At 72.3% G+C, this 23,650-nt stretch carries 24 protein-coding genes; 18 read left to right on the top strand and 6 right to left on the bottom strand.

What is annotated here, in order from left to right:
* Positions 1-128 precede the first annotated feature (128 nt).
* Entirely contained in the window at positions 129-842 is a 714-nt protein-coding gene (locus BM419_RS18865; RefSeq protein WP_091927341.1) for an SIR2 family NAD-dependent protein deacylase, read from the bottom strand.
* A 120-nt stretch (positions 843-962) separates the two neighbouring features.
* Between BM419_RS18865 and BM419_RS18860 the strand changes: the two genes are divergently transcribed.
* The 8 genes from BM419_RS18860 (at position 963) to BM419_RS18820 (ending at position 9,547) form a co-directional block, all read left to right on the top strand.
* Entirely contained in the window at positions 963-1,523 is a 561-nt protein-coding gene (locus BM419_RS18860; RefSeq protein WP_020093849.1) for an isochorismatase family protein, read from the top strand.
* Positions 1,520-2,590, top strand: a complete 1,071-nt coding sequence (locus BM419_RS18855; protein ID WP_091927340.1) for a GlxA family transcriptional regulator — start codon at positions 1,520-1,522, stop codon at positions 2,588-2,590. The genes BM419_RS18860 and BM419_RS18855 overlap by 4 nt, the downstream gene beginning before the upstream one ends.
* A gap of 235 nt (positions 2,591-2,825) precedes the next feature.
* On the top strand, positions 2,826-4,253 hold the full coding sequence (gene hydA, locus BM419_RS18850; protein ID WP_091927339.1) for a dihydropyrimidinase: 1,428 nt from the start codon (positions 2,826-2,828) through the stop codon (positions 4,251-4,253).
* A 48-nt stretch (positions 4,254-4,301) separates the two neighbouring features.
* Complete coding sequence (locus BM419_RS18845) at positions 4,302-5,297, top strand: ABC transporter ATP-binding protein (protein WP_091927338.1); 996 nt, start codon at positions 4,302-4,304, stop codon at positions 5,295-5,297.
* A gap of 11 nt (positions 5,298-5,308) precedes the next feature.
* Entirely contained in the window at positions 5,309-6,571 is a 1,263-nt protein-coding gene (locus tag BM419_RS18840; protein ID WP_091681841.1) for an ABC transporter substrate-binding protein, read from the top strand.
* A gap of 277 nt (positions 6,572-6,848) precedes the next feature.
* Positions 6,849-7,784, top strand: a complete 936-nt coding sequence (locus BM419_RS18830) for an ABC transporter permease (RefSeq protein ID WP_091927336.1) — start codon at positions 6,849-6,851, stop codon at positions 7,782-7,784.
* Between the two features lie 2 nt (positions 7,785-7,786).
* On the top strand, positions 7,787-8,674 hold the full coding sequence (locus BM419_RS18825; RefSeq protein WP_091927335.1) for an ABC transporter permease: 888 nt from the start codon (positions 7,787-7,789) through the stop codon (positions 8,672-8,674).
* Positions 8,675-8,863: 189 nt separating this feature from the next.
* On the top strand, positions 8,864-9,547 hold the full coding sequence (locus BM419_RS18820; RefSeq protein WP_091927334.1) for a 50S ribosomal protein L25/general stress protein Ctc: 684 nt from the start codon (positions 8,864-8,866) through the stop codon (positions 9,545-9,547).
* 71 nt (positions 9,548-9,618) lie between these two features.
* On the opposite strand, the gene pdxH is transcribed toward BM419_RS18820, so the two are convergent.
* On the bottom strand, positions 9,619-10,242 hold the full coding sequence (gene pdxH / locus BM419_RS18815) for a pyridoxamine 5'-phosphate oxidase (RefSeq protein ID WP_091927333.1): 624 nt from the start codon (positions 10,240-10,242) through the stop codon (positions 9,619-9,621).
* A 92-nt stretch (positions 10,243-10,334) separates the two neighbouring features.
* On the opposite strand from pdxH, the gene BM419_RS18810 reads away from it, so the two are divergent.
* Positions 10,335-10,835 (top strand): RT0821/Lpp0805 family surface protein, encoded by a 501-nt coding sequence (locus tag BM419_RS18810; protein ID WP_026605034.1) that lies wholly within the window; start codon positions 10,335-10,337, stop codon positions 10,833-10,835.
* A 52-nt stretch (positions 10,836-10,887) separates the two neighbouring features.
* Here BM419_RS18810 and BM419_RS18805 read toward each other — a convergent pair whose 3' ends face one another.
* On the bottom strand, positions 10,888-11,187 hold the full coding sequence (locus tag BM419_RS18805; protein WP_020093859.1) for a hypothetical protein: 300 nt from the start codon (positions 11,185-11,187) through the stop codon (positions 10,888-10,890).
* A 343-nt stretch (positions 11,188-11,530) separates the two neighbouring features.
* On the opposite strand from BM419_RS18805, the gene BM419_RS18800 reads away from it, so the two are divergent.
* The 5 genes from BM419_RS18800 (at position 11,531) to BM419_RS18780 (ending at position 18,054) form a co-directional block, all read left to right on the top strand.
* Complete coding sequence (locus BM419_RS18800; protein WP_091927332.1) at positions 11,531-13,147, top strand: glucosamine inositolphosphorylceramide transferase family protein; 1,617 nt, start codon at positions 11,531-11,533, stop codon at positions 13,145-13,147.
* Between the two features lie 202 nt (positions 13,148-13,349).
* Positions 13,350-15,323: a monovalent cation:proton antiporter-2 (CPA2) family protein gene (locus BM419_RS18795; RefSeq protein ID WP_091927331.1), complete on the top strand. Its 1,974-nt coding sequence runs from the start codon at positions 13,350-13,352 to the stop codon at positions 15,321-15,323.
* A 17-nt stretch (positions 15,324-15,340) separates the two neighbouring features.
* Complete coding sequence (locus tag BM419_RS18790; protein WP_091927330.1) at positions 15,341-16,777, top strand: MATE family efflux transporter; 1,437 nt, start codon at positions 15,341-15,343, stop codon at positions 16,775-16,777.
* 110 nt (positions 16,778-16,887) lie between these two features.
* The gene (locus BM419_RS18785) at positions 16,888-17,664 is read left to right on the top strand and encodes a DUF937 domain-containing protein (protein WP_091927329.1); all 777 of its coding nucleotides are present in this window, start codon (positions 16,888-16,890) and stop codon (positions 17,662-17,664) included.
* A gap of 72 nt (positions 17,665-17,736) precedes the next feature.
* The gene (locus BM419_RS18780) at positions 17,737-18,054 is read left to right on the top strand and encodes a cupin domain-containing protein (protein WP_091927328.1); all 318 of its coding nucleotides are present in this window, start codon (positions 17,737-17,739) and stop codon (positions 18,052-18,054) included.
* Between the two features lie 22 nt (positions 18,055-18,076).
* Here the strand turns inward: BM419_RS18780 and BM419_RS18775 are convergent, their stop codons facing one another.
* A complete protein-coding gene (locus tag BM419_RS18775) occupies positions 18,077-18,526 on the bottom strand; it encodes a hypothetical protein (RefSeq protein ID WP_091927327.1) in 450 nt (149 codons plus the stop codon).
* Positions 18,523-19,158, bottom strand: a complete 636-nt coding sequence (locus tag BM419_RS18770; RefSeq protein ID WP_139257075.1) for a hypothetical protein — start codon at positions 19,156-19,158, stop codon at positions 18,523-18,525. The genes BM419_RS18775 and BM419_RS18770 overlap by 4 nt, the downstream gene beginning before the upstream one ends.
* Before the next feature lie 261 nt (positions 19,159-19,419).
* Between BM419_RS18770 and glyA the strand changes: the two genes are divergently transcribed.
* The 4 genes from glyA (at position 19,420) to BM419_RS18750 (ending at position 23,105) form a co-directional block, all read left to right on the top strand.
* Positions 19,420-20,724: a serine hydroxymethyltransferase gene (gene glyA / locus BM419_RS18765; RefSeq protein ID WP_091777886.1), complete on the top strand. Its 1,305-nt coding sequence runs from the start codon at positions 19,420-19,422 to the stop codon at positions 20,722-20,724.
* 114 nt (positions 20,725-20,838) lie between these two features.
* On the top strand, positions 20,839-21,372 hold the full coding sequence (nrdR, locus tag BM419_RS18760; RefSeq protein WP_091927325.1) for a transcriptional regulator NrdR: 534 nt from the start codon (positions 20,839-20,841) through the stop codon (positions 21,370-21,372).
* Positions 21,369-22,478: a bifunctional diaminohydroxyphosphoribosylaminopyrimidine deaminase/5-amino-6-(5-phosphoribosylamino)uracil reductase RibD gene (gene ribD, locus BM419_RS18755; RefSeq protein WP_091927324.1), complete on the top strand. Its 1,110-nt coding sequence runs from the start codon at positions 21,369-21,371 to the stop codon at positions 22,476-22,478. Before nrdR ends, ribD begins: the two co-directional genes overlap by 4 nt.
* Before the next feature lie 3 nt (positions 22,479-22,481).
* On the top strand, positions 22,482-23,105 hold the full coding sequence (locus BM419_RS18750; protein WP_091927323.1) for a riboflavin synthase: 624 nt from the start codon (positions 22,482-22,484) through the stop codon (positions 23,103-23,105).
* Positions 23,106-23,206: 101 nt separating this feature from the next.
* On the opposite strand, the gene BM419_RS18745 is transcribed toward BM419_RS18750, so the two are convergent.
* Positions 23,207-23,635: a PaaI family thioesterase gene (locus BM419_RS18745; RefSeq protein WP_091927322.1), complete on the bottom strand. Its 429-nt coding sequence runs from the start codon at positions 23,633-23,635 to the stop codon at positions 23,207-23,209.
* Positions 23,636-23,650 lie beyond the last annotated feature (15 nt).

Raw genomic sequence — 23,650 nt, 5'->3', positions numbered from 1 at the left:
CCGGTCCGGCAGATCACGGGCCGAGAAACCCCGTTCGCACAACAGGTTGGCGAGCCCGACGGCGAACGCGGCGTGGTGGGCCCCGTCTGCGGCCGGCCCCGAATCCCCGCCGTCGGCCGGTCGCCCCGCTAGAGGCCGAGCTCGTCGAGGTAGCGCGGCAGCGCGACGCTCGCCGGCCCGTAGCGGGTCGCGTCAAAGGCGTCGGCGTTGTCGGACGGCTCCAGGTTGACCTCGCAGGTCGGGATGCCGAGGGCCTGGGCCTGCCGCACGTAGCCGGCCGCCGGGTAGACCGCCCCCGACGTGCCCACGGCCACGAACAGGTCGGCCTCGGAGAGCGCCGCCTCGATCGCGTCGCGGTGCATCGGCATCTCGCCGAACCAGACCACGTCCGGCCGCATCCGGCCCGGAGTGCTGCAGGTGGGGCAGCTGTCCGCCTGGCTCAGATCGGCGCGCCACGGGGTGACCGCGCCGCAGGCGCAGCAGCGCGCCTTGAGCAGCTCGCCGTGCATGTGGGTGACCGCCCGCGAGCCGGCCCGCTCGTGCAGGTCGTCGACGTTCTGGGTGCACAGGAACAGCCGCCCGCCCCGGTCGGCGATCCGCGCCTCGGCCCGCGCCAGAGCGAAGTGCGCTGCGTTCGGCTCGGCCGCGACCACGCCGCGGCGGCGATGGTCGTAGAAGTCGAGCACCGTGTCGGGATCGGCCGCGTAGGCCTCCGGTGTGGCGAGCTTCATCGGGTCGAACCGCGCCCAGATCCCGCCGCGGTCGCGGAACGTGCCGAGCCCGCTCTCGGCCGAGACGCCGGCCCCGGTGAGCACGAAGATCGTCTTGGGATGGTCGCTCACGCGCGGCTCCTGTTCGCCCGAGAATGGCCGGATATGTCCGCTCGTTGGCGGTGCGGTTTCTTTCCCGCCGGGTCCCGCCGGTGAATGCTGCGGCTCGCTTCACCGAACGGGAGACACGAAATGTCCGATGTTGCGCTGCTGGTCATCGATGTCCAGGAATCCTTCCGGCACAGGCCCTTCTGGAACGACGCCGATGTCCCGCCCTTCACCGCGCGCCTGCAGGCGCTCATCGACGGCGCCGCCGCGCGGCGGATCCCGGTCCTGCAGGTGTTCCACGTGGCCGAGAGCGGCCCGTTCGCCATTGCCTCCGGCCACGTCCGTACCCTCGCGCCGGTCGTGATCGCGCCGACGGCCACCTTCCACAAGCGCCGGCACAGCGCCCTGGTCGATAGCGGCCTGTCGGGCTGGCTGACGCAGCACGGCATCCGCCGGCTGATCGTGTCGGGCATCCGGACCGAGCAGTGCTGCGAGACCACGGCCCGCCACGCCTCCGACAGCGGCTGGCAGGTCGACTACGTGACCGAGGCCACCCTGACCTTCGCCATGACCCACCCGGACGGCCGCCGCTTCGGCGCGGACGAGATCAAGGCCCGCACCGAGCTGGTGCTGACCGACCGGTTCGCCCGGATCGCCACCGTGGACCAGGCGCTGGCCGGCCCGGACCTGCCGGTCGCCGCGTGAGCGGGGCGGCGCGGCACATCCCGGTCCTCGTGGTCCTGCCGCCGCGCGCGCTGCTGCTCGACCTCGCCGGCCCGCTGGAGGTCCTGCGGATCGCCGGCACCGTCCAGGACCGGGTCGGCTTCGCGGTGGCGTACGCGGGGCCGCGGGCGCTCACCCGCTGCTCGATCGGGCTCGACCTGGGCGGGGCCGGACCGTTGCCGGAGACAGTGGCCGACGGGACGGTCGTGCTCCTGCCGGGCTCCGCCACGCAGGTGCTCGGCGACGGGCCGGCCGGAGCGGCCGACGCCGACGCGGAGGCCGAGATCGTCGCGTGGCTGCGCGGCGCGGTCCGGCCGGGCCACATCGTGGCGACCGTCTGCGAGGGCGCGCTGCTCGCGGCGCGGGCCGGGCTCCTCGACGGCTACGCCTGCACCACCCACCATGCCAGCTGCGACCGGCTGAGGGCGGCGGCCCCCGGGGCCCGAGTCCTGGACAACCGCCTGTTCGTGCAGGACCGCGACCGGTTCAGCAGCGCCGGCGTCACGGCCGGCATCGACCTGATGCTGCACCTCGTAGCGGAGTGGGCGGGCCCGGCGACGGCGGTCGCCGTCGCGCGGACGCTCGTCGTGTACATGCGGCGCGGGCCCGACGATCCCCAGCTCTCGCCCTGGCTCGAGGGGCGCAGCCATCTGCACCCGGCGGTCCACCGGGCCCAGGACGCGATCGCCGCCGACCCGGCCCGGGACTGGTCGCCGGCGCTGCTCGGCCGGGTCGCGGGCGCGAGCCCGCGCAACCTCGCGCGGCTGTTCCGGCTCCACGCCGGCATGACCGTGACGGACGCGGTCAACCGGTCCCGCGTCGCGCTGGCCCGGGATCTGATCGCGCAGAGCGACCTCGGCCTGGAGCGGGTCGCCGAGCGCGCCGGCTTCGGCTCCACCCGGCACATGCGCCGCGTCTGGCGGCAGTTCCACGCGGCGGCGCCGTCGAGCCTGCGTACCGGACCCGCGGACGGAGCGTCCGCGCCGGTCCGACCGAGGCACCCCGCGAGACACCCGTCCTTGCGAGCGGAGCGAAGCAATCCAGGGTAGCGCTCCGCTTTCCGGCGTCGCGCGCCCCGGGGTCACGTCGCTGCGCTCGTGATGACGGGAGAGCGACGACGGCCGAAGGCTTCGGCTGGAACCGCGTGCGTCAGGCCGTGCCGCTCGCGGCCCGCTGGACCCGAACAGCGGCCTGTGACCTCCTGCCGTGCCGAACCGGTCAGCCCGAATCGGCGCGGACCGTGCATCGGCCCGGCGCGCCCGCTGGCGCGGAGGAGTGAGCGGCATGCCCGAATTCGACCTTGCCATCCGGGGCGGCACGGTGGTCACGGCGAGCGACACGGTCCGGGCCGATATCGGCGTGCGCGGCGGGCGGGTCGTCGCGGTGGCCGAGGGTATCGCCGACGCCGCCCGGGTGATCGACGCCTCCGGCCTGCTGGTCCTGCCGGGCGGCATCGACAGCCACGTCCACATCGCCCAGGATTCCGGCCCCGGCATCGTCATGGCCGACGACTTCGCCAGCGCCACCCGGGCGGCGGCGGCCGGCGGCACCACCTGCGTGATGCCCTTCGCGCTCCAGCCCCGGGGCGCCTCGCTGCGCGGCGCCGTCGACGCCTACCGGGCCAGCGCCGAGGGCCAGTGCCACGTCGACGTGGCGATCCACATGATCATCTCGGACCCGACCGAGGCGGTGCTCGGCCAGGAGCTGCCGGCCCTGGTCGCCGACGGCTACACCTCGTTCAAGGTCTTCATGACCTACGACGACCTCGTCCTGAACGACCGCCAGCTCCTCGACGTGTTCCACGTCGCGCGGCGGCAGGGCGCCCGGGTCATGGTCCACGCCGAGGGCTACGACGCGATCCGCTACCTCAGCGAGCGACTGGAGCGGGCGGGCGAGACCCGGCCCTACGGCCACGCCCTGTCGCGTCCCGAGATCGTCGAGCGGGAGGCGGCCCACCGGGCGATCAGCCACGCCGAGCTGATCGACCTGCCGATCGTGATCGTCCACGTCTCGGGGCGCGAGGCCACCGAGCAGATCGCCTGGGCGCAGGCGCGGGGCCTGAAGATCCGGGCCGAGACCTGCCCGCAATACCTGACGCTGACTGCCGAGGACATGAAGGGGCTCGGCCAGGAGGATCCCATGGCGGGGGCGAAGTACGTCTGCTCGCCGCCCACGCGGGACGTCGAGAGCCAGGAGGCGGTGTGGTCGGGGATCCGGCGCGGGATCTTCGACGTGGTCTCGTCCGACCATTGCCCGTTCCGCTACGACGATCCGCAGGGCAAGCTGAACCCGCGGGGGAAGACCTCCTTCCGCTGGATCCCGAACGGCATCCCCGGCATCGAGACGCGCCTGCCGGTGTTCTTCTCGGAGGGCGTCTCGAAGGGGCGCATCAGCCTCAATCAGTTCGTCGCGCTCACCGCCACGAACCACGCCAGGCTGTACGGGCTCTACCCGCGCAAAGGCTCGATCGCCCCCGGCTTCGACGCCGACCTCACCCTGTGGGATCCGAACAAGCGCGAGACGATCCGCCAAGCGAACCTGCACCACGGCTCCGACTACACGCCGTGGGAAGGCTTCGACGTCACCGGCTGGCCGGTCATGACGATCGCGGGCGGGCAGGTCATCGCCGAGGACGGCAGGGTCCTGTCCGAGCCGGGGCGCGGGCGGGTGCTCGACCGGGCGGTCGATCCGGCCGAGCGGCGGGACGCCTGACGGCCGCGCTGGCCCGCCGCTTGCCTGCAGCTCCCGGGGGAGAACCGCATGGACGTCGAGCTGATCGGCCTGACCAAGCGCTACGGCGCGGCCATTGCGGTCGACGGCATCGACCTGAAGGTGCCGTCCGGCGCCTATTGCTGCCTGCTCGGCCCCTCCGGCTGCGGCAAGACCACGACGCTGCGGATGATCGGCGGCCACGAGCGCGCCAGCGCGGGCGACGTGGTGATCGGCCCGAAGGCGGTGGGCGACGCCGCCCCGGCCGCGCGCGGCACCGCCATGATGTTCCAGAGCTACGCGCTGTTCCCGCATCTCGACGCGCGCGACAACGTCGCCTTCAGCCTCAAGATGCGCGGCATCGGCAGGGCGGAGCGCCGCGCCAAGGCGATGGCGATGCTCGACCTCGTGCAGATGAGCCACCTGGCCGGGCGCCTGCCGGCCCAGCTCTCGGGTGGGCAGCAGCAGCGCGTGGCCCTCGCCCGCGCCCTCGTCACCGGCCCGAAGGTGCTGCTGCTCGACGAGCCGCTCTCGGCCCTCGACCCGTTCCTGCGGGTGCGGATGCGGGTCGAGCTGAAGCGGATCCAGACCGAGCTGGGGCTCACCTTCATCCACGTCACCCACAGCCAGGAGGAGGCGATGGCGCTCTCCGACCTCGTGGTCGTGATGAATGCCGGGCGGATCGAGCAGGCCGCCGACCCGCGCACCGTGTTCGAGCGCCCGGCCACCGCCTTCGTGGCCCGGTTCATCGGCGGCCACAACGTGATCCGGCTGCCCGACGGGCTCGTCGCCGTGCGGGCCGACCGGATGCGGCTCGGCGCCGAGGCCGGCCCCGGCGCGCTGCCGGCCCGGGTGGTGGCGGTCGAGTACCAGGGCACCAGCGTCCATGTCGGCCTCGACGCCGACGGGCTGGAGCGGACGCCCGAGAGCCCCGCCGCCCTCACGGCGATTCTCAGCGACGCGGATTTCGCGAGCCGCCCGCTCCGCCTCGGCGACACGATCCCGGTCGGCTGGGACGCGGCCGCCGCCCACCACCTCGATGCTTAACGGAGACCACCATGGACCTGCCCCAGAAGCCGAGCCGGCGCACGCTCCTGAAGGGGGCCGCCGCGCTCGCCGCGACGCCGGTGACCGGCTTCCCGGCGGTGCACGCCGCCGAGCCCGTGACCCTCCGCTATCTCGGCACCGCCGTGAACCAGTCCGCCGACATCGCCAAGAAGGTGAAAGAGGATCTGGGCATCACCCTCGAATACATTCCGGTGGTGACCGACGAGGTGACCAAGCGGGCGGTCACCCAGCCGAACTCCTTCGACCTGATCGACACCGAGTATTTCAGCCTCAAGAAGATCCTGCCCTCCGGCAACCTGCAGGGCATGGACGCCAAGCGGATCAAGCTCGCCGACAAGATTTCTTCGGTCTTCACCAAGGGCGAGGTCGCGGGCAAGAAGATCGGCGACCAGGGCACGGCGCCCAAGAAGGTCTTCTACCTGGAGGGCATCGACTCCAAAAAATTTGCCGGCGAACAGACCGGGTGGATCTCGCTGATCCCGACCGTCTACAACGCCGACACGCTGGGCATCCGGCCGGACCTGATCAAGGTGCCCGTCACGAGCTGGAAGGAGCTCCTGAACCCCGCCTTCAAGGGCAAGGCCTCGATCCTCAACATCCCGTCGATCGGCATCATGGACGCCGCCATGGTGGTGGAGGCGACCGGCGACTACACCTACGGCGACAAGGGCAACATGACGAAGCCCGAGATCGACCGCACCATCAAGGTGCTGATCGAGGCCAAGCGCGCCGGCCAGTTCCGAGCCTTCTGGCAGGACTTCAACGAATCCGTGAACCTGATGGCCTCCGGCGAGACGGTGATCCAGTCGATGTGGTCGCCCGCCGTCACCAAGGTTCGCGCGCAGGGCGTGCCCTGCACCTACCAGCCGCTGAAGGAGGGCTACCGGGCCTGGGCCTCGGGCTTCGGCATCCCCAAGACCCTGAGCGGCAGGAAGCTCGACGCGGCCTACGACTTCATCAACTGGTTCCTGTCCGGCTGGGCCGGGGCCTACCTCAACCGGCAGGGCTACTACTCGGCCGTGCTGGAGACCGCCCAGGCGAACATGCAGCCCTACGAGTGGGCCTTCTGGATGGAGGGGAAGCCCGCCGAGAAGGACATCCTCGGCCCCGACGGCACCCTGATCGAGAAGGCCGGCGCCACCCGCGACGGCGGCTCCTTCGACGCGCGGATGGGCGCCGTCGCCTGCTGGAACGCCGTGATGGACGAGAACACCTACATGGTGCGCAAGTGGAACGAGTTCATCGCGGCGTGAGGGCGGTGCGCGCCGCCTCCCCGCCCTCCTCTCTCCAAGGGCACTCGGAGACGCCCATCTGGCGCAGCGACGCGGCCGCCGGATGGAACGCGGGTCCCCTCTCCCGTGCGGGAGAGGGACAGGGTGAGGGATGCGACTTCTCCGGAAGGACCGGCCCCCTCACCCCAACCCTCTCCCGCACGGGAGAGGGGGCGCGGCGCGCCTCGCAGGAGCCGATGTATGAACGTCGGACCCCGCAGAGGTGGAGGGAAGCGTCGGCACGCGTGGGGCGTATCCGATGACCGATCTCGCCCTGCCCGCCGCCGCGTCCGCCGAGCGGACCGCGGCGCCCACCGTCGCGGCCCGCCCGCGCGGCCGCGCCCTCGCCTACCTCCAGGCCGCGCCGCTGGCCCTCGTCTTCCTGATCTTCTTGGTGGTGCCGCTGGTGCTCACCGGGATCGTCTCCCTCTGGGAGTACAACGAGTACGAGATCATCCCGGCCCTGACCCTGCAGAACTACGCCGACGTGTTCGACGGCTGCCTGTCGGCCGACCTCTGCACGACGGTGCGCACCTACCTCTCCACGGCGAAGTTCGTCGCGCTGACGCTGACGATCACCCTGCCGCTGGGCTTCGCCATCGCGTATTTCCTGGCCTTCCACATCCGCTCCGGCACGGTGCGGATGGGCCTGTTCCTGCTCTGCACGATCCCGTTCTGGACCTCGAACGTGATCCGCATGATCTCGTGGATCCCGCTGCTCGGCCGCAACGGCCTCGTCAACGACACGCTCCGCACCCTCGGGCTGATCCGGCAGCCGATCGACGGCCTGCTCTACTCCGACTTCGCGGTGGTGCTGGCCTTCGTGCACCTCGACACGGTGTTCATGATCGTGCCGATCTTCAACAGCCTCGCGCGGATCGACCGGCGGCTGATCGAGGCGGCGCGCGACGGCGGCGCGTCCGGCGCGCAGATCCTCTGGAACGTGATCCTGCCGCTCGCCAAGCCCGGCATCGCCATCGGGACGATCTTCGTGACGACCCTGGTGATGGGCGACTTCGTCACCGTGGGCGTCATGGGCGGCCAGCAGATCGCCAGCGTCGGCAAGGTGATCCAGGTGCAGATGTCCTACCTGCAGTTCCCGGCCGCCGCCGCCAACGCCGTGGTGCTGCTCGCCGCCGTGCTGCTGATGATCCTCGGGCTCACCCGGATGATCGACCTCCGGCGGGAATTGTAGCGATGGACCAGCCCCGCGGCCGCGCCTTCTACCTGCTGGCGGCGGTCTTCGCCCTCTACGTCCTGTTCCTCTACGGGCCGACTCTGACGATCCTGGCGCTGAGCTTCCAGGGCCCGTCCGGCGGCCTGACCTTCCCGATGAACGGCGTCTCGACCCACTGGTTCGCCAAGCTGTGGGAAGGCGTCGGCGTGATCGACATCTGGGCGGCGCTGCGGCGCTCGCTGGCCCTCGGCCTCGTGGTCATGGCGCTCACCGTGGGAATCGCATTCTACGCGGGCCTCGCCTTCCGGAAGGGGTTTCGCGGGGCCGGCCTCGTCTTCGCCCTGGCGGTCTCGAGCCTGATCGTGCCCTCGATCGTGGTCTCGCTGGGCATCGGCCTGGAGTTCCGGCTCCTCGACGACGCCGTGAAGGCGCTCGCCGCCGCCACCGGCTGGGGGTTCCTGCAGGATCACGGCACGCTGATGGGCCTCTACAGCTCGGCGCTGGGCGCGCATCTCACCTGGACCCTGCCCTTCGGCCTGCTGATCATGTTCGCGGTGTTCAACCGGTTCGACCCGGCCTACGAGGAGGCCGCCCGCGACCTGGGCGCCAGCGGCCCGCAGACGCTCCGGCACGTGGTGGTGCCAATCCTCGCGCCCGCGCTCGTCGGCGTCGCGCTGTTCGGCTTCACCCTGTCGTTCGACGAGCTCGCCCGCACCAGCCAGGCGATCGGCGGCCGCAACACCCTGCCGCTGGAGCTGCAGGGCCTGACCACGACGGTGACGACGCCGGAGATCTACGCCCTCGGCACGGTCACCACGGCCGTCTCGGCGCTGGTGATCGGGACCGCGCTCGGCCTGACCCTGTGGCTGCAGAAGCGCCGGGCGCGGCGGGCGCTGGCGGGCCCGTGATCGATGCCGGACGGCCGGGCCGCCGCGGGTCGGCGGCGCCGCCGCATTGCCAATCCGCCCCCGCCCGTGTATGCGCACGGCGCGCCCCCGAGACACCCTTGGAGGCAGGGGCGCGCCGGGAAGGATGTGGCCGTCCGCCAGGGGCGGCCTTTTCGTTTTCCGGCTCCAGCAATCGTAAAGGATCACGCCATGAGCGCTGTGAAGACGCTTGAGGCCGTGGCACGCGACCGGGTCGGCAAGGGGGCCGCCCGGGCCGTTCGTCGCCAGGGCCAAGTTCCCGCCGTCATCTACGGGGGTGGCCAGCCGCCGCAATCCATCGCGGTCGACCTCATCCGCACCCGCACCCTGATCTACGCCGGCGGCTTCAAGACCACGCTGTTCGAGATCAACGCCGGCGGCAAGAAGGTCCGCGCGATCCCGCGCGACTTCCAGCTCGACCCGGTGACCGGCGTGCCGCTGCACGTCGACTTCCTGCGCGTCGTCTCGGGCCAGACCGTCACGGTCGAGGTGCCGGTGCACTTCGTCAACGAGGACGCGGCCCCCGGCATCAAGAAGCTCGGCGGCACCCTCAACATCGTGGCCCACACGCTGAGCCTCGACGTCGCCCCCGACCAGATCCCGGACGCGATCGAGGTCGACCTGACCGGCCGCGCGATCGGCGACGTCATCCACGTCTCCGACATCAAGATCCCGGCCGGCATCTACACCGGCGAGCAGACCGACCCGGTGGCCAACATCGTGCCGCCGACCGTGCTGGGTGCCGAGGTGGAGGCCGAGGAGGCCGCCATCGCCGAGGCGCAGTCGGCCGAGGCCGCCGAGGAGAAGGCCGAGGAGTCCGCCGAGGACGAGAAGAAGGACGGCGAGGAGGCCTGAGCCTCAGCGCCACCCGTCACGCGACGCGAGAGCCCCGGCCCTGCCGGGGCTCTCTGCGTTTCGGCTTGATGTCAGGGATAGAGCCGCGCCCGGCTCCAGCCCGCGCCCGTCCGGGTGAAGCGGACCCGGTCGTGCAGGCGGAAGTCGCCGTTCTGCCAGAACTCGACGCTCACCGGCGCGATCCGGAATCCGGTCCAGTGCTCCGGCCGGGGGATTGGCCCGTCGCCGTACCGCTCGGACAGCTCCGCCACCGCGTTCATCAGCGTGGCGCGGTCGGCCAGCGGGCGGGATTGCTGGCTGGCGATCGCCCCGAGCCGGCTCTCGCGGCGGCGGCTCTGGAAATACGCGTCGGCCTCCGCGGCCGTGACCGGCGTGATCGGCCCGCGGGCCCGCACCTGCCGGCGCAGGCTCTTCCAGTGCAGCACCAGGGCCGCCTGGGGGTTCTGCGCCAGCTCCTCCCCCTTGGTGGACTGCGTGTTGGTGTAGAAGACGAAGCCTCGGGCGTCGAAGCCCTTCAGCAGGACCATCCGCACGTCCGGCAGCCCGTCCGATCCGGCGGTGGCGAGCGCCATCGCGTTCGCGTCCTCGGGTTCGGAGGCCTCGGCCTCCTTGATCCAGGCCGCGAACAGCCCGACGGGGTCCTCGCTCAGCGTGAAGTCCGCGCTCTTCGGGTCATCGGTCCTTAACTGATCCACGCCAAGACTCCTGCCAGCCGCGTCCAGGGCCTGAGGGGGCACCGACATCGGCATGTTCGGTCGAGCGAATAGCCCGTCGTGAGTCAGGTGTAATGCGGGGATGCGCGTGTAAAGGGCCAAGCCGGCGGTCGCGCATCTGCGCGTCCGTGTCGGTAGTGTCGATGGCGATGGCGATGGCCCTGTGCGGCTGCAGCCAGCCCCTGCTGGTCTTCCGGGGCGATCCGCCGGCGGCGCCGCCGCGCGTCGTCGAGGAGCCGACCGTCACCGGCAGCATCGAGAAGCGGCCCGTGAGCTTCGGGGACGACCTCGCCGAGGAGGATTGGCGCCGGGCGCGGGCCGCCCTGAGCGTCGCCCTGGATCCGCAGGGCAACGGGCGGCCGGTCAAGTGGGACAACCCGGAGACCGGGCTTCACGGGTCGGTCAATCCGACCGGGCTCCCGTACGTCTCGGACGAGCTGATCTGCCGCAACTTCCTGGCATCGGTGATCGCGCCGACCCGCAGCCGCTTCGTCCGCGGCACCGGCTGCAAGCTCTCGGGCGGACCGTGGACGCTCAAGCGCGTCCGGGCCGCGAGCGGCCTCGGACGCTCCTGAACGACGAGGCCGTCGCGCGACGGCCTCCGCGGATCGCCTCAGGCAGATCGCCTCAGTAGGGGTACCCGTAATACGGCCGCACGCGCAGGCGCGGCTGCGCGGCCGGCGGCGCCGCGTAGCGGGCCGCAGCCTCCGGATCGTAGGTCCGGATGTAGGGGTCGAGGGCCGGGTCGCGATAATTGCCGTTGTTGACCCCGGCCGAGCGGTCGTTGCCGCTCAGCGCCGCGTAGGGGGAGAGGCCGCTCCCGCTGTCGCCGCCGCCACCGCCGCCACCGCCCCAGGCGAAGGCCGTTCCCGGAATGGCGGCGAGGAGCATCGCCGCGAGGGGCATCGTCAGCGTCTTGCGCGTCATGTCCTGTCTCCGCACCACGTCCTTGACTGGCGAACGGTCCAGCTGGAGGTGAAGTTCCCCTCGGCGAACCGCCACCGCCTCGAGACATTGTATCACGACCCGCCAACACGCGTTTATTTGAAGGACGGCGTTTCGATTTTTCCGGTTCATCGTCCAGAAATCGTCCCGCACGTTAAGCTTGAACCGGTAGACAGCCACGCGGCCGTGCTTGATCGTGGCGCGGCGTAACAGCATTCGAGCCTGGCTCGACCGTATCGAGGGTCGAGGCCGGGCGCATCTTGGGTCTGGCCGCCGTGAGCGTCGATACGAAATCCGGCACGCGGGGCGCGGGGCCGACCGGCTGATGGAGCGGGTGATCGGAGGCACGGACCGGCCGTCGGCGACCGGTAGCCGGGCTCCCGCCCGGACGGAGCCGTCGCCCTCCGGGACGCGCGCCCGCACCCGGACCATCGTCGTGCGGCTCGACCGCCGGTCCCTGCGCGGCTGGCACATCCGGCTCCTCGACCAGCTCGGGCAGCGGCCCGACCATCGGATCCGCGTCGCCTGGGTCGAGCACGCGGAGGGCCTGCCGCCGAACGCGGAGCTCCTGTTCCGCCTGGAGGCCGCCATCCACGGCCTGCCGCGGCCGGGCCTGGCGACCGCGGCGGAGCCGGTGGCCCTCGCCCCCTACGAGGCGAGCCCCGACGGCGCGGAGCCCGGCGGGAGCGCCGCCGACCTCGTCCTCGACCTCTCGGACAGCCCCGCGGATCCGGGCCCGGCGCCGGCCTGGCGGCTCGATTACGACGGGATGCCGGGCGAGGCCGGCCTCCTCGCCGCCCTGTTCGCCCACGGGGCGCCGGTGGCGGCCCTGCGCGGTCCGGACGGTGCGCCGGTGGCGATCGGCCGCCTCGGCACGGAATCGCACACGGTGATGCTCACGGCCTTCGAGGGTTACCTCGCGCGGACCATCACGCTGATCCTCGCCGCCCTCGACGGCGCCGCCTCGACGGCGCTCCCCGACGGAGCCGGAGCACCCCTGCGGCCGGCGGCCGCCTACGACCTCGGTGGCCTGGGCGCCCGCCGCCGGGCCGCCGGGGGGCTCGCCCGGCAGATCGCCCGCCGGCTCTACGCCCTCTGCTTCCACGGCCCGCACTGGCGGGTGGGCTGGCGGAGGATCGTCGGCCCCGACCTGATCGACCTGCGCCGGCATCCCGAGGGCGGCTGGCAGGTCCTTCCCGACGACGGGCGCCGCTTCTACGCCGACCCCTTCGCGATCGCCCGGGACGGCGCCGTGACCCTGTTCGTGGAGGAATTCGACTACCGCCGCGGCAAGGGCGTGATCGCCGCGGTGGATTTCGGGGCGAACGGCCCCCGCGGCCGCCCGGAGCCGGTGCTCGAGCTCGAGACCCACCTCTCCTACCCGTTCGTGTTCGAGGCGGACGGGCAGGTCTGGATGATCCCGGAATCCCACGCCTCCGGGACGATCGACCTCTACCGGGCCACCGACTTCCCGCGCGGGTGGGTCCACGAGGCGGTTCTCCTCGACGGGGTCGTGGCCGGGGACGCGACCCTGCTGCAGCACGGCGGCCGCTGGTGGATGTTCGCCACGGTCCGGGCCGGCGGCGGCAGCTACTCCGACACGCTCCATCTCTGGCACGCGCCGCATTTCCGCGGGCCCTGGACCCCGCACCGGCACAACCCGGTGCTGATCGATATCGGCTCCGCCCGGGCCGCGGGGCCGATCGTGGCGCGCGACGGCGGCCTGATCCGGCCCGTCCAGGATTGCCGCCAGGGCTACGGCGCGGCGCTCGGCCTCGCCCGGATCCTGCGCCTCGACGAGGAGGCCTACGCGCAGCGGGTCGAGACGCGCCTGTACCCGGGCGCGGCCTGGCCGGGCACGCGCCTGCACATGCTGAGCGCCGCCGGCGGCTTCGAGTTCATCGACGGATCGCACCGGGCGCGCCCCCGCCTCTTGGGCTGAGCGCGTCTCTGGGCTGAGCGCGTCTCTGGGCTGAGCGCGTCTCTGGGCTGAGCGCGCCTCTCGGGCCGAGCCGCGGCCGAACCGCCCCGCGCGGGCCCGTCGGTGCCGAACGGCACCCGCTTACGGCTCGCATCCCGGCCCCGTGCGCGCTAAGCGGGGGCTCCACCTGCGCCGATCCAGCAGAACCGCCGGGACGATCACCATGGCGAGCCCCGTCGAACATGCGAGCTTCCTGCCGCCGGTCCTGACCTTCCTCACGGCGGCCGTGATCGGCGTGCCGATCTTCCGGCTGATCGGGCAGAGCGCCGTGCTCGGCTACCTCGTGGCCGGCGTGCTGATCGGGCCCTCCGGCCTGTCGCTGATCGCCGAGCCCGACACGGCCGCGAGCGTCGCCGAGATCGGCGTGGTGCTCCTGCTCTTCATCGTCGGGCTGGAGCTGCACCTGTCGCAGCTCGTCTCGATGCGCCGCGACATCTTCGGCCTCGGCGCCGCGCAGCTCGTCGTCTGCGCGCTCGTGCTCGGCGGCGCCGGCCTCGTGGCGGGCCTCAGCTTCGGCGCCGCCGCGGTGATCGGCCTCGCGCTCGCCCTCTCGGCCACCGCGGTGGCCCTGCAGCTCCTGGAGGAGCGGGGCGATCTCGGCAGCGCCTACGGCGCGCGCGCCTTCGCGGTCCTGCTGTTCCAGGACCTGTCGGTGGTCGGCATCCTGGCGCTGATGCCGCTGCTGGCCTCGGCCGGCGAGGCGACCGACGTCTCCTGGCTCGGGGAGGCCGCGGTCTCCACCGGCAAGGCGCTCGCGGCGATCCTCGCGGTGGTGCTGGTCGGCCGCTACGGCCTGAACCCGTTCTTCCGGCTGCTCGCGGCGAGCGGCGCCCGGGAGGTGATGACCGCCGCGGCGCTCCTGGTGGTGCTCGGCACCGCGCTGCTCATGGAGCAGGTCGGCCTGTCGATGGCGATGGGCGCGTTCCTCGCCGGCATCCTGCTCGCCGAGTCGAACTTCCGCCACCAGCTGGAGGCCGACATCGAGCCGTTCCGCGGCATGCTACTCGGCCTGTTCTTCATGAGCGTCGGCATGTCGATCGACGGCGCGCTCGTGCGCGAGGTCTGGCCGGCCCTGTTCGGCGCGACCCTGGCGGCGATCCTGGTCAAGGTCGCCATCGTGGCCGGCCTGTTCCGGCTGTTCGGCTCGGACACCCTCGGGGCCCTGCGGGGGGCCGCGGTCCTGGCGCCCGCGGGCGAGTTCGCCTTCGTGCTGCTGCCGCAGGCCCAGGATCTCGGCCTCACCGGCGTCACGGCGACGCGCTTCGCGGTGGCGCTCGCCGCGCTGACCATGCTGATCGGCCCCATCGCCGCCAAGGGTCTCGACAAGCTGATCGAGCGGCGCAACGCGCGCAGCACCTTCGCGCTGGAGGAGCCGTCCACCGAGCTGTCCGAGAGCGGCGACGCGCGGGTGCTGGTGATCGGCTTCGGCCGGTTCGGGCAGGTGCTGACGCACGTGCTGATGGCCGAGGGCATCCCGGTCACGGTGATCGACAAGGACGTGGAGCAGCTGCGCGCGGCCTCGCGCTTCGGCTTCCGCATCTACTACGGCGACGGCACGCGCCTCGACGTGCTCCGCGCCGCCGGGATCGGGCGGGTCGAGCTGGTCTGCATCTGCGTCGACGACCGGGAGGGCGCCCTCAAGATCGTCGACATCGTCCACGAGGAATTCTCGAGCGTGCGGACCTTCGTGCGGGCCTACGACCGCCTGCACGCGGTGGAGCTGATGAACCGGGACGTCGACTACCAGATCCGCGAGACCGCCGAATCCGCCCTCGCCTTCGGGCGGGCGGCCCTGGAGGGGCTCGGCCTGTCGCCGGAGGCCGCCACGGCCCGGACCGACGACGTGCGCAAGCGCGACATCGCGCGGCTGGTCCTGCAGCAGGCGGGCGCCCTGCCGGACGGGTCCAGCTGGATGCGCGGCGCCGCGGCCGGGCTGAAGCCCGAGCCGCTGACCGCCCCGGTCCGGCCGGCCCGGGCGCTCAGCACCGAGACCCGCGACCTCGTGGGCAGCGACCGGCGCGAGGCCGCCGAGCGGCTCTTGGAGAAGCCCGCCCTGGCCCCGCAGGAGACGGAAGCCGCCGAGGATCCCGATCCGGAGGCCGAGCTCGAGGTGGAAGGCAGCGCCCGGGATGCGTGACGGGCGGGATGTCTGACATGTCCGACGGGCCGCCCCCGGCGGAGGCGGGCCGCTTCGTCACCGGCTCGATCCTCCGCCACGTCGTGGTGATGGCGGCCACCGGCTCGGTGGGCCTGATGGCGATCTTCGTCGTCGATCTCCTGTCGCTGCTCTACGTCTCGACGCTGGGCGACCCGAACCTCACGGCGGCGGTCGGCTTCGCCGGCATCGTCCAGTTCTTCGCCACGGCGGTGAATATCGGCCTGATGATCGCCGCCGGCGCCCTGGTCGGGAAGGCCGTCGGCGCGCGCGACCGCGCGGCGGCGCGGCGCCTCGCGACCTCGGCGCTGGTCCTCGGCAGCCTCGTGGCCGCCCTCATCGCGGGGCTGATCGCGCTGCTGGCCGGCCCGCTCCTGGCCCTGATCGGCGCGCAGGGGGAGGCGCTGCGGGTGGCCGTCCTGTTCCTCTACATCACCCTGCCATCGAACCTTCTGCTCGCCGCCGGCATGCTGTTCACCGGGCTGCTGCGCGCGGTCGGCGAGGCGCGGCAGGCGATGTCGGTCACCCTGGCCGGCGCCGTGATCACCGCGCTCCTCGATCCGCTGCTGATCTTCGGGGCCGGCCTCGGCGTCACGGGCGCGGCGATCACGGTCTGCGCGGCGCGTGCGACCTTCGTGGCGGTGGGCGTCCGCGGCGTCGCCCGGCACGGTCTCCTCGGCCAGCCGCGCCTGTCCGATCTGCCGGCCGACGCGGCCTCCCTGGCGGGTGTCGCGGGCCCGGCCGTGCTCACGAACCTCGCCCCCTCGGTGGCGAGCGCCTTCCTGGCACGCCTGTTTGCCGGCTATGGAGCGGACGCGGTCGCGGCCGCGTCGGTGATCGACCGGCTGACGCCGGTGGCCTTCGGCGGCCTGTTCGCGCTGTCGGGGGCGATCGGCCCGATCCTGGCGCAGAACTGGGGCGCCGGCCTGTTCGACCGGATGCGCGGCGTGCTCGGCGCGGCGATCCGGGTGACGCTGGCCTACTGCGCCGCGGTCTGGCTCCTCCTCGCTCTGGCCCGGGGGTGGCTCGCCGGCCTGTTCGGCCTGCAGGGGGTCGCGGCCGAGCTGTTCGGCTTCTTCTGCCTCGTCGGCGGCGCGATCTGGTTCTTCAACGGGCTCCTGTTCCTCGGCAACGCCGCCTTCAACAATCTCGGCTTCCCGCTGCGCTCGACGCTGCTGAACTGGGGCCGGGCGACGCTCGGGACGATCCCGCCGGCCATGCTCGGCGCGGCACTCTACGGCCCCCGCGGGGTGGTGGCCGGGATGGGGATCGGCTCCCTGGTGTTCGGGGCGCTCGGCATCCTGCTGGCCCGCCGCACGGTCGACCGGCTCGAGGGTGTGGGCCCGCGTCGGCCGGGGCCCGACATCGCCGCGGAGGCGCCCCAGCGGGCGGCGCCGCTGCCGCCGGGGCACGCCCATCCCGAGCCGCTGAGCTGAGACGGCGGCGCGGAGGCACAAGTTCCGCGGGTGGGAACTGGTATTTCCCCGCGCAAAGGGTCACGATGCCCTGTCCCGGGCGGTCCCGGCCGGGACAGGATCGAGGCGTCATGTTCAACCCGCTCGAGATGTTCCAGGCCCAGGGCGAGGCCGGGCTTCAGGCCATGGGCCAGCCGTTCGGCCTGACGACCGAGCAGACGGCCCGCGCCTTCGAGGCGCTGATGCCGGCCCTGACGCTCGGCCTCCAGCGCAGCGTCGGTCTGGACCCGACCGGCTTCGCGCGGATGTTCGGTCTGGAGGCCGCCAAGCCGGCGCCGGCGCAGGGGTTCGAGGCCCTCGGCCAGATGTTCGGCTCGGCGCAGCTGATGCAGGCGGTGCTGCGGCAGGCCTCGGCAACGAGCGGCGTCGGCGCGCAGGTCCTGCGCCAGATGCTGCCGATGATGGCGGGCGCCGTGGTGGCGAGCATCGTCCACGTCATGCTGAACCAGCCGCAGGCCGAGCCGGCGCGGCCGAGCGCGCCGCCGCCGCCCGTGCCGTTCCCGTTCGGCCCGGCCTGGGCCGAGATGGCCAGGGCGATGATGCCGGCGGTCGAGCCGCCGGCTCCGCCGAAGCCAGCCGCCAAGCCGGCCGCCAATCCGCAGGCGAGCGCGGGCGAGGCCGGCTCCGACATGTTCCAGCAGATGCTGCGCACCGGGGCCGAGGTTCAGGGCAACAACATCCGGGCGATGCAGGAGCTATTCGAGACCTTCTGGCCCACCTCCGGCACGCCGTCCGCGAGCGCCGTGCCTCCGGCGCCGTCGACCAACCCGGCCCGACCGGATCCGGCGCCAGCCGACCCCGCGGCCGGCAAGGGCCGGCGCGGCCGCCAGCCCGGCGGGACCGGTTGACGCGGGGGCGGGGTCCGGTCGAGCGTTGACCCGACCGATCGGAGCGGCACCCTGCCGGCGAGGAGACCCGTGATGAGCGATTACCTGACCGCCTGGGACGACCGCGCCGAGAGCCTCGTCGGGAACGGCGTCGCCAAGCGCACGATCCCGGGCTCGGGCGCCCGCCTCGTGCGCGTGGTCGTCCCGGCCGGCGTCTCGGCGCCGGCGCACAGCCACGATCACGAGCAGTTCGTGCAGGTGCTCTCGGGCTCGGGGATCCTGGAGACCGAGCGGGGCCGCGAGCCGTTCTCGGCCGGCAGCGTGTTCCACTTCCCGGCAGGGGCGTGGCACGCGGCCGCGTTCGAGACCGAGACGGTCCTGATCGAGACGAACCTCGCCCCGCGAGCCTGACGGCGCGACACGCCGTCCGGCCTCAGCCGCCCGCCGAGGCGTCGAACTGCACGTCCAGACTGACGATGCGCGCCACCGTGTCGCGCGCGTAGCGGATCGCGTTCTCGGCGGTGAGCAGATGCCCCTCTTGCGGATTGAAGACGATACCGCCCGACCGGGCCACGCAGGCCGCGACAGCCATCCACGCGCCGGCGCAAGCCGGGAGCGTGGCGAAGTAGAAGGCATAGACGCACGTCCACGGCCCACCGAAGTCGATGTCGGTATAGGTGTCTGTCAGATCCGACAGCGGAATGATCTGGCATTCGAAGCCGGCCTCGCGGCGCCGCCAGGTCGCGGGCAGATGCCCTTGCGTGGCCGGCGGTATGCGCGCGGCGTCGAGTTTCAGATCGAACCCGATCGCGTCGATGGCCGCCTGCCATTCCGCCACGTCGGGCATTTCGCGCGCGCACAGCGCGTAGGCTTCCATGCTCATGCCAACCCCTCCCCGAACAGAATCGCGGACATCGACCGGCCCTTGACCGAGTTTCCTCGGCTCAAGTGGACCTCTATGACGGGAACACTGTGATCCACGCCGACATTTCGGCGCAGTTCGCGCGCGCGAGCCAGCGACAACTGCGCTTTGCCTGTCTTGATATCCCAGATCGCTCGAAACGGGGCAGCGCTGGTCCTGCCGTCGCGGAGGATCACGTCCGTCCGGACGCTGCCGTCCAATCCGTAACGCACCAGATCACCGGCGCTGAAACTCTGCTCGATCCCGTGTCGCCCGATGCCGGGCAGGTCGAGTTCCCGCATCCGTGCCGCGAACTTCGTGTGGACCTCGATGCCGTACAGGGGACCCTGTCCGGGATCACAGGTCTGGACGACCTCGCTCAAAACATCGACGATGGCGTCGGTTTTGCCGTCGACCCGAGGATCTCCCGTCTTGTCCTTCCGCGCGACGACGACCGAGCCGCTCCCACCGCACCAGCGGCCGTTGCAGCTGCGCGGCTGGTCCTGCCGAAAGCCGGCCCTTATCTCCAGCAAGTCCAGAGCGATGAAGGCCAGTCCGAGCCGAAGCTCAGCGATGTGACGATCCAGGACATCCGGGAGTTCGTAGTACCGCATCGCGTCTCTGACCCTCGAAGCGTTCATGTTTTATTCCATGAATATTTTCCTTTTGTCAAGCGATTCGCGGCCGAGAAGGAAAATATGCCGGCACGCCTCCGGCGTGGTCGCGGCCAGCTGCGACAAATTATTCTTGGCGCGCGAGCAAAATGCCTGTGCTTGGCCTGAGCCCTCGGCGCGTGTAGGAATCCCACCTTCAACGCCCGCCCGTGCACGCCGACGAAAGGCCGGGCATCGCCCCTACCAGAACAGAGGCAGACCATGAGCGCCGGTACCGCCGCCGACAAGCACTTCTCCAACAGCTTCTTCGCCGCCCCGCTGACGGAAGCCGACCCCGAGATCGCCGAGGCGGTGGCCAAGGAGCTCGGCCGCCAGCAGCACGAGATCGAGCTGATCGCCTCGGAGAACATCGTCTCCCGCGCCGTGCTGGAGGCTCAGGGCTCGGTGCTCACCAACAAGTATGCCGAGGGCTATCCGGGCCGGCGCTACTACGGCGGCTGCCAGTTCGTGGACATCGCCGAGGATCTCGCCATCGAGCGCGCCAAGCGCCTGTTCGATTGCGGCTTCGCCAATGTGCAGCCGAATTCCGGCTCGCAGGCCAACCAGGGCGTGTTCCTCGCGCTCATGCAGCCCGGCGACACGTTCCTGGGCCTCGACCTCGCCGCGGGCGGCCACCTGACGCACGGCGCCCCGCCGAACGTCTCGGGCAAGTGGTTCAAGCCGGTCTCCTACACGGTGCGCCGCGAGGACCAGCGGATCGACATGGAGCAGGTCGCCCAGCTCGCGCAGGAGCACAAGCCGAAGGTGATCATCGCCGGCGGCTCGGGCTACCCGCGCCACTGGGACTTCGCCAAGTTCCGCGAGATCGCCGACTCGGTCGGCGCCTACTTCATGGTCGACATGGCCCATTTCGCGGGCCTCGTGGCGGCCGGCGTCCACCCGTCGCCGTTCCCGCACGCCCACGTCGCCACCACGACGACCCACAAGACGCTCCGCGGCCCGCGCGGCGGCATGATCCTGACGAACGACGAGGCGCTCGCCAAGAAGTTCAACTCGGCGATCTTCCCCGGCATCCAGGGCGGCCCGCTGATGCACGTCATCGCCGGCAAGGCCGTGGCCTTCGGCGAGGCGCTGAAGCCCGAGTTCAAGATCTACGCCCGCCAGGTGGTGGAGAACGCCCGGGCGCTCGCCGACACGCTGATCTCGGGCGGCTACGACATCACCTCGGGCGGCACCGACAACCACCTGATGCTGGTCGACCTCCAGCGGAAGGGCCTCACCGGCAAGGCCGCCGAGGCGGCCCTGTCGCGGGCGCACATCACCTGCAACAAGAACGGCGTCCCCTTCGACACGCAGAAGCCGACCATCACGTCGGGCATCCGGCTCGGCACCCCGGCCGGCACCTCGCGCGGCTTCGGCGTCGCCGAGTTCAAGCAGATCGGCGGCTTCATCGTCGAGGTGCTGGACGGGCTCGCCGCCAAGGGTGAGGCGGGCGACAGCGCGGTCGAGGCCGACGTCAAGACCCGCGTCCACGCGCTGACGGACCGGTTCCCGATCTACGGCTGAGGCGAGAGGGCCGTCTGAGCGGGGCCGGTCTTCCGGGCCGGCCCGCGGTGGATTAGGAAACGGCCGCGGATCCGACCGGTCCGCGGCCGTTTCCATGCCCGAGTAGCGAAATCCATGCGGTGTCCTTACTGCGGCGGCTCCGAGACCCAGGTGAAGGACTCGCGGCCCTCCGAGGACGGCGCCGCGATCCGGCGCCGCCGGGTCTGCCCGGACTGCGCCGGCCGCTTCACCACCTTTGAGCGCGTGCAGCTCCGCGAGGTCGTGGTGCTCAAGCGCTCGGGCAAGCGCGTGCCGTTCGACCGCGACAAGCTCCAGCGCTCCATCGACGTGGCGCTGCGCAAGCGCGCCGTCGACCCGGAACGGATCGAGCGGCTGGTCAGCGGCATCACCCGGCAGCTGGAGAGCGCCGGCGAGCCCGAGGTGACCTCCGAGGCGATCGGCGAACTCGTCATGGCGGGGCTCAAGGGCCTCGACGACGTCGCCTACGTGCGCTTCGCCTCCGTCTACAAGAACTTCCGCGAGGCCCGGGACTTCGAGGAGCTGCTCGGCACGCTGAGCGACGGCATCCCGGTGCCGGCGGCCGCGCCGGAGCCGGAGGGCGGCCCGGAGCCCGAGGCGTCGGGGCGGCGCCGCGCCGGGCGCCCATGAGCGGCGACCCGAACTTCATGCGCCTCGCCCTGGCGCTGGGCCGGCGCGGGCTCGGCACCACCTGGCCGAACCCGTCGGTCGGCGCCGTCGTGGTCGAGCCCGGGACCGGCCGCATCCTCGGGGCGGCGGCCACGGCGCCGGGCGGGCGCCCGCACGGGGAGCCCGTGGCGCTCGCCGCCGCCGGCGAGGCCGCCCGCGGCGCGACCCTTTACGTCACCCTGGAGCCCTGCTCCCATCACGGCCGCACGCCGCCCTGCACCGACGCCATCCTGGCCGCCGGGATCTCCCGGGTGGTCAGCGCCCTGGAGGATCCCGACCAGCGCGTGGCGGGGCGTGGCCACGACCTCCTGCGGCGGAGCGGCGTCGCGGTCGAGACCGGGCTGATGCGCGACGAGGCGGCGCGCGACCATGTCGGCCACGTCACCCGGGTGACGCGCGGACGCCCGGCCCTGCACCTCAAGCTCGCCCGCACCCGCGACGGCTTCTGCGCCGCCGCCGGGCCGGAGCGCCTGCGGATCACCGGGCCGGTGGCGGACGGGGCGGTCCACCTCTGGCGGGCGCACGCCGACGCGATCCTGATCGGCATCGGCACCGCCCGGGCCGACGACCCGTCGCTGACCGTGCGGCTGCCGGGCCTGGGCGCGCGCTCGCCCCTGCGGGTCGTGCTCGACACGCATCTGCGGCTCTCCCCGGCGAGCGTGCTCGCCCGGACCGCCCGCGACACGCCGACCCTCGTGCTCACGTCCCGCTCGGCCCCGGCCCACGCGCGGCGGGCCCTGGAAGCCCTCGGCGTCGAGGTCGCGACCGTGCCGGCGGACGCGGCCGGCGGGATCGATCTCCCGGCGGCCCTGGCGCATCTCGGCGAGCGCGGCCTGACCCGCCTGTGCAGCGAGGGCGGCCCCCGCCTTGCGGAGGCGCTCGCCCGGGCCGATCTGATCGATGCCTGCACGCTGGTCACCGGACCGGCGGAGCTCGGGCCGGCGGGCGGCCTGCCGGCCGTGGGCCCGGCCCTGGCGGAGGCCCTGGCGGGCGATCGGTTCCGCGAGGCCGAGCAGCTGCAGCTCGGGCCGGACGCCGCCGTGACCTACGAACGCAACAGGACGTAAGCGATGTTCACCGGCTTGGTCAGCGCCATCGGCACGGTCGTCTCGGTCTCCGGCGCGGGCGACCTGCGCCGGATCGCGATCCGCGCCGCCTACGACCCGGCCACGATCGCGCTCGGCGCCTCGATCGCCTGCGCGGGCCCGTGCCTCACGGCCGTGTCGGTAGAGCCGGCGGAGAACGGCTGCGTCTTCGCGGTGGACGCCGCCGCCGAGACGCTGGCGCGCACCACGGTGGGCGCCTGGGTCGCGGGCACGCGGATCAACCTCGAGCGCTCCCTGAAGATCGGCGACGAACTGGGCGGCCACCTGGTCACCGGCCACGTCGACGGCCTCGCCGAGATCGTGGAGCGCGCGCGTGTCACGGCCGATGCCTGGGGCGCCAGCGAGCGCTTCACCCTCCGGGCGCCGTCGAACTTGACCAAGTTCATCGCCGAGAAGGGCTCGGTCTGCCTCGACGGCACCTCGCTCACCGTGAATGCGGTCGAGGACGACCTGTTCTCGGTGCTGCTGATCCCGCACACGCTCCAGGTCACCACCTGGGGCGAGCGGCGGCAGGGGGACCGGCTCAACCTGGAGGTCGACCTGATCGCCCGCTACGCCGCACGGCTCGCCGAGGCGCGGGCCGGCTGAGGATCGTCTCTGCGAGCGCAGCGAAGCAATCCAGGGACACGCCACGTCCGGAGATCGCGCGCTGCCTTGGGTTGCTTCGCTCCGCTCGCGAAGACGGCGCGTCAGCGCGGCGGGATCGAGTAGGTCCCGGTGGCGTGGCAGACGAGATCGGGGTTGCCCGCGGCGGTGATCGACACCTCGCCGACGGCGAGGCGCCGGCCGAGCTTGAGCAGCCGGCATTCGGCCACGAGATCCCCGGTGGCGGGCCTGCGCAGGAAGTTGAAGGTGAGGCTGGTCGTCACCGCGAGCGCCACGGGACCGATATTGGCCAGGATCGCCGCGTAGAGGGCATAGTCGGCGAGCGCCATCATGGCCGGCCCCGAGACGGTCGCGCCGGGCCGGAGGAAGCGCTCGTGGGCCTCCAGCCGCATCCGCGCCGCGAGCGGGCTTACGGCTTCGAGATGGTAGGCCCGCCCACCCGCCTGCATCTGCGGAAACTCGCGGTCGAGGAAGTCGCTGGTCTCGGCGAGGGTGAGGATCGTGGCGGTCATCGCCCCATGCAGCAC

It is taken from the genome of Methylobacterium sp. yr668, assembly GCF_900116245.1.
In the GTDB taxonomy this organism is placed as follows: Bacteria; Pseudomonadota; Alphaproteobacteria; order Rhizobiales; family Beijerinckiaceae; genus Methylobacterium.
The sequence above is the reverse complement of the archived record's forward strand: the minus strand, read 5'-3'. Positions and strand labels throughout refer to the sequence as shown.

Bases quoted from the DNA above. Each gene is read 5' to 3' on its own strand.
- BM419_RS18860 (WP_020093849.1), top strand. From the start codon at position 963: ATGTCCGATGTTGCGCTGCTGGTCATCGATGTCCAGGAATCCTTCCGG.
- hydA (WP_091927339.1), top strand. From the start codon at position 2,826: ATGCCCGAATTCGACCTTGCCATCCGGGGCGGCACGGTGGTCACGGCG.
- BM419_RS18845 (WP_091927338.1), top strand. From the start codon at position 4,302: ATGGACGTCGAGCTGATCGGCCTGACCAAGCGCTACGGCGCGGCCATT.
- BM419_RS18840 (WP_091681841.1), top strand. From the start codon at position 5,309: ATGGACCTGCCCCAGAAGCCGAGCCGGCGCACGCTCCTGAAGGGGGCC.
- BM419_RS18830 (WP_091927336.1), top strand. From the start codon at position 6,849: ATGACCGATCTCGCCCTGCCCGCCGCCGCGTCCGCCGAGCGGACCGCG.
- BM419_RS18825 (WP_091927335.1), top strand. From the start codon at position 7,787: ATGGACCAGCCCCGCGGCCGCGCCTTCTACCTGCTGGCGGCGGTCTTC.
- BM419_RS18820 (WP_091927334.1), top strand. From the start codon at position 8,864: ATGAGCGCTGTGAAGACGCTTGAGGCCGTGGCACGCGACCGGGTCGGC.
- BM419_RS18810 (WP_026605034.1), top strand. From the start codon at position 10,335: ATGCGGGGATGCGCGTGTAAAGGGCCAAGCCGGCGGTCGCGCATCTGC.
- BM419_RS18805 (WP_020093859.1), bottom strand. From the start codon at position 11,187: ATGACGCGCAAGACGCTGACGATGCCCCTCGCGGCGATGCTCCTCGCC.
- BM419_RS18800 (WP_091927332.1), top strand. From the start codon at position 11,531: ATGGAGCGGGTGATCGGAGGCACGGACCGGCCGTCGGCGACCGGTAGC.
- BM419_RS18795 (WP_091927331.1), top strand. From the start codon at position 13,350: ATGGCGAGCCCCGTCGAACATGCGAGCTTCCTGCCGCCGGTCCTGACC.
- BM419_RS18790 (WP_091927330.1), top strand. From the start codon at position 15,341: ATGTCCGACGGGCCGCCCCCGGCGGAGGCGGGCCGCTTCGTCACCGGC.
- BM419_RS18785 (WP_091927329.1), top strand. From the start codon at position 16,888: ATGTTCAACCCGCTCGAGATGTTCCAGGCCCAGGGCGAGGCCGGGCTT.
- BM419_RS18780 (WP_091927328.1), top strand. From the start codon at position 17,737: ATGAGCGATTACCTGACCGCCTGGGACGACCGCGCCGAGAGCCTCGTC.
- BM419_RS18775 (WP_091927327.1), bottom strand. From the start codon at position 18,526: ATGAGCATGGAAGCCTACGCGCTGTGCGCGCGCGAAATGCCCGACGTG.
- BM419_RS18770 (WP_139257075.1), bottom strand. From the start codon at position 19,158: ATGCGGTACTACGAACTCCCGGATGTCCTGGATCGTCACATCGCTGAG.
- glyA (WP_091777886.1), top strand. From the start codon at position 19,420: ATGAGCGCCGGTACCGCCGCCGACAAGCACTTCTCCAACAGCTTCTTC.
- nrdR (WP_091927325.1), top strand. From the start codon at position 20,839: ATGCGGTGTCCTTACTGCGGCGGCTCCGAGACCCAGGTGAAGGACTCG.
- ribD (WP_091927324.1), top strand. From the start codon at position 21,369: ATGAGCGGCGACCCGAACTTCATGCGCCTCGCCCTGGCGCTGGGCCGG.
- BM419_RS18750 (WP_091927323.1), top strand. From the start codon at position 22,482: ATGTTCACCGGCTTGGTCAGCGCCATCGGCACGGTCGTCTCGGTCTCC.
- BM419_RS18745 (WP_091927322.1), bottom strand. From the start codon at position 23,635: ATGACCGCCACGATCCTCACCCTCGCCGAGACCAGCGACTTCCTCGAC.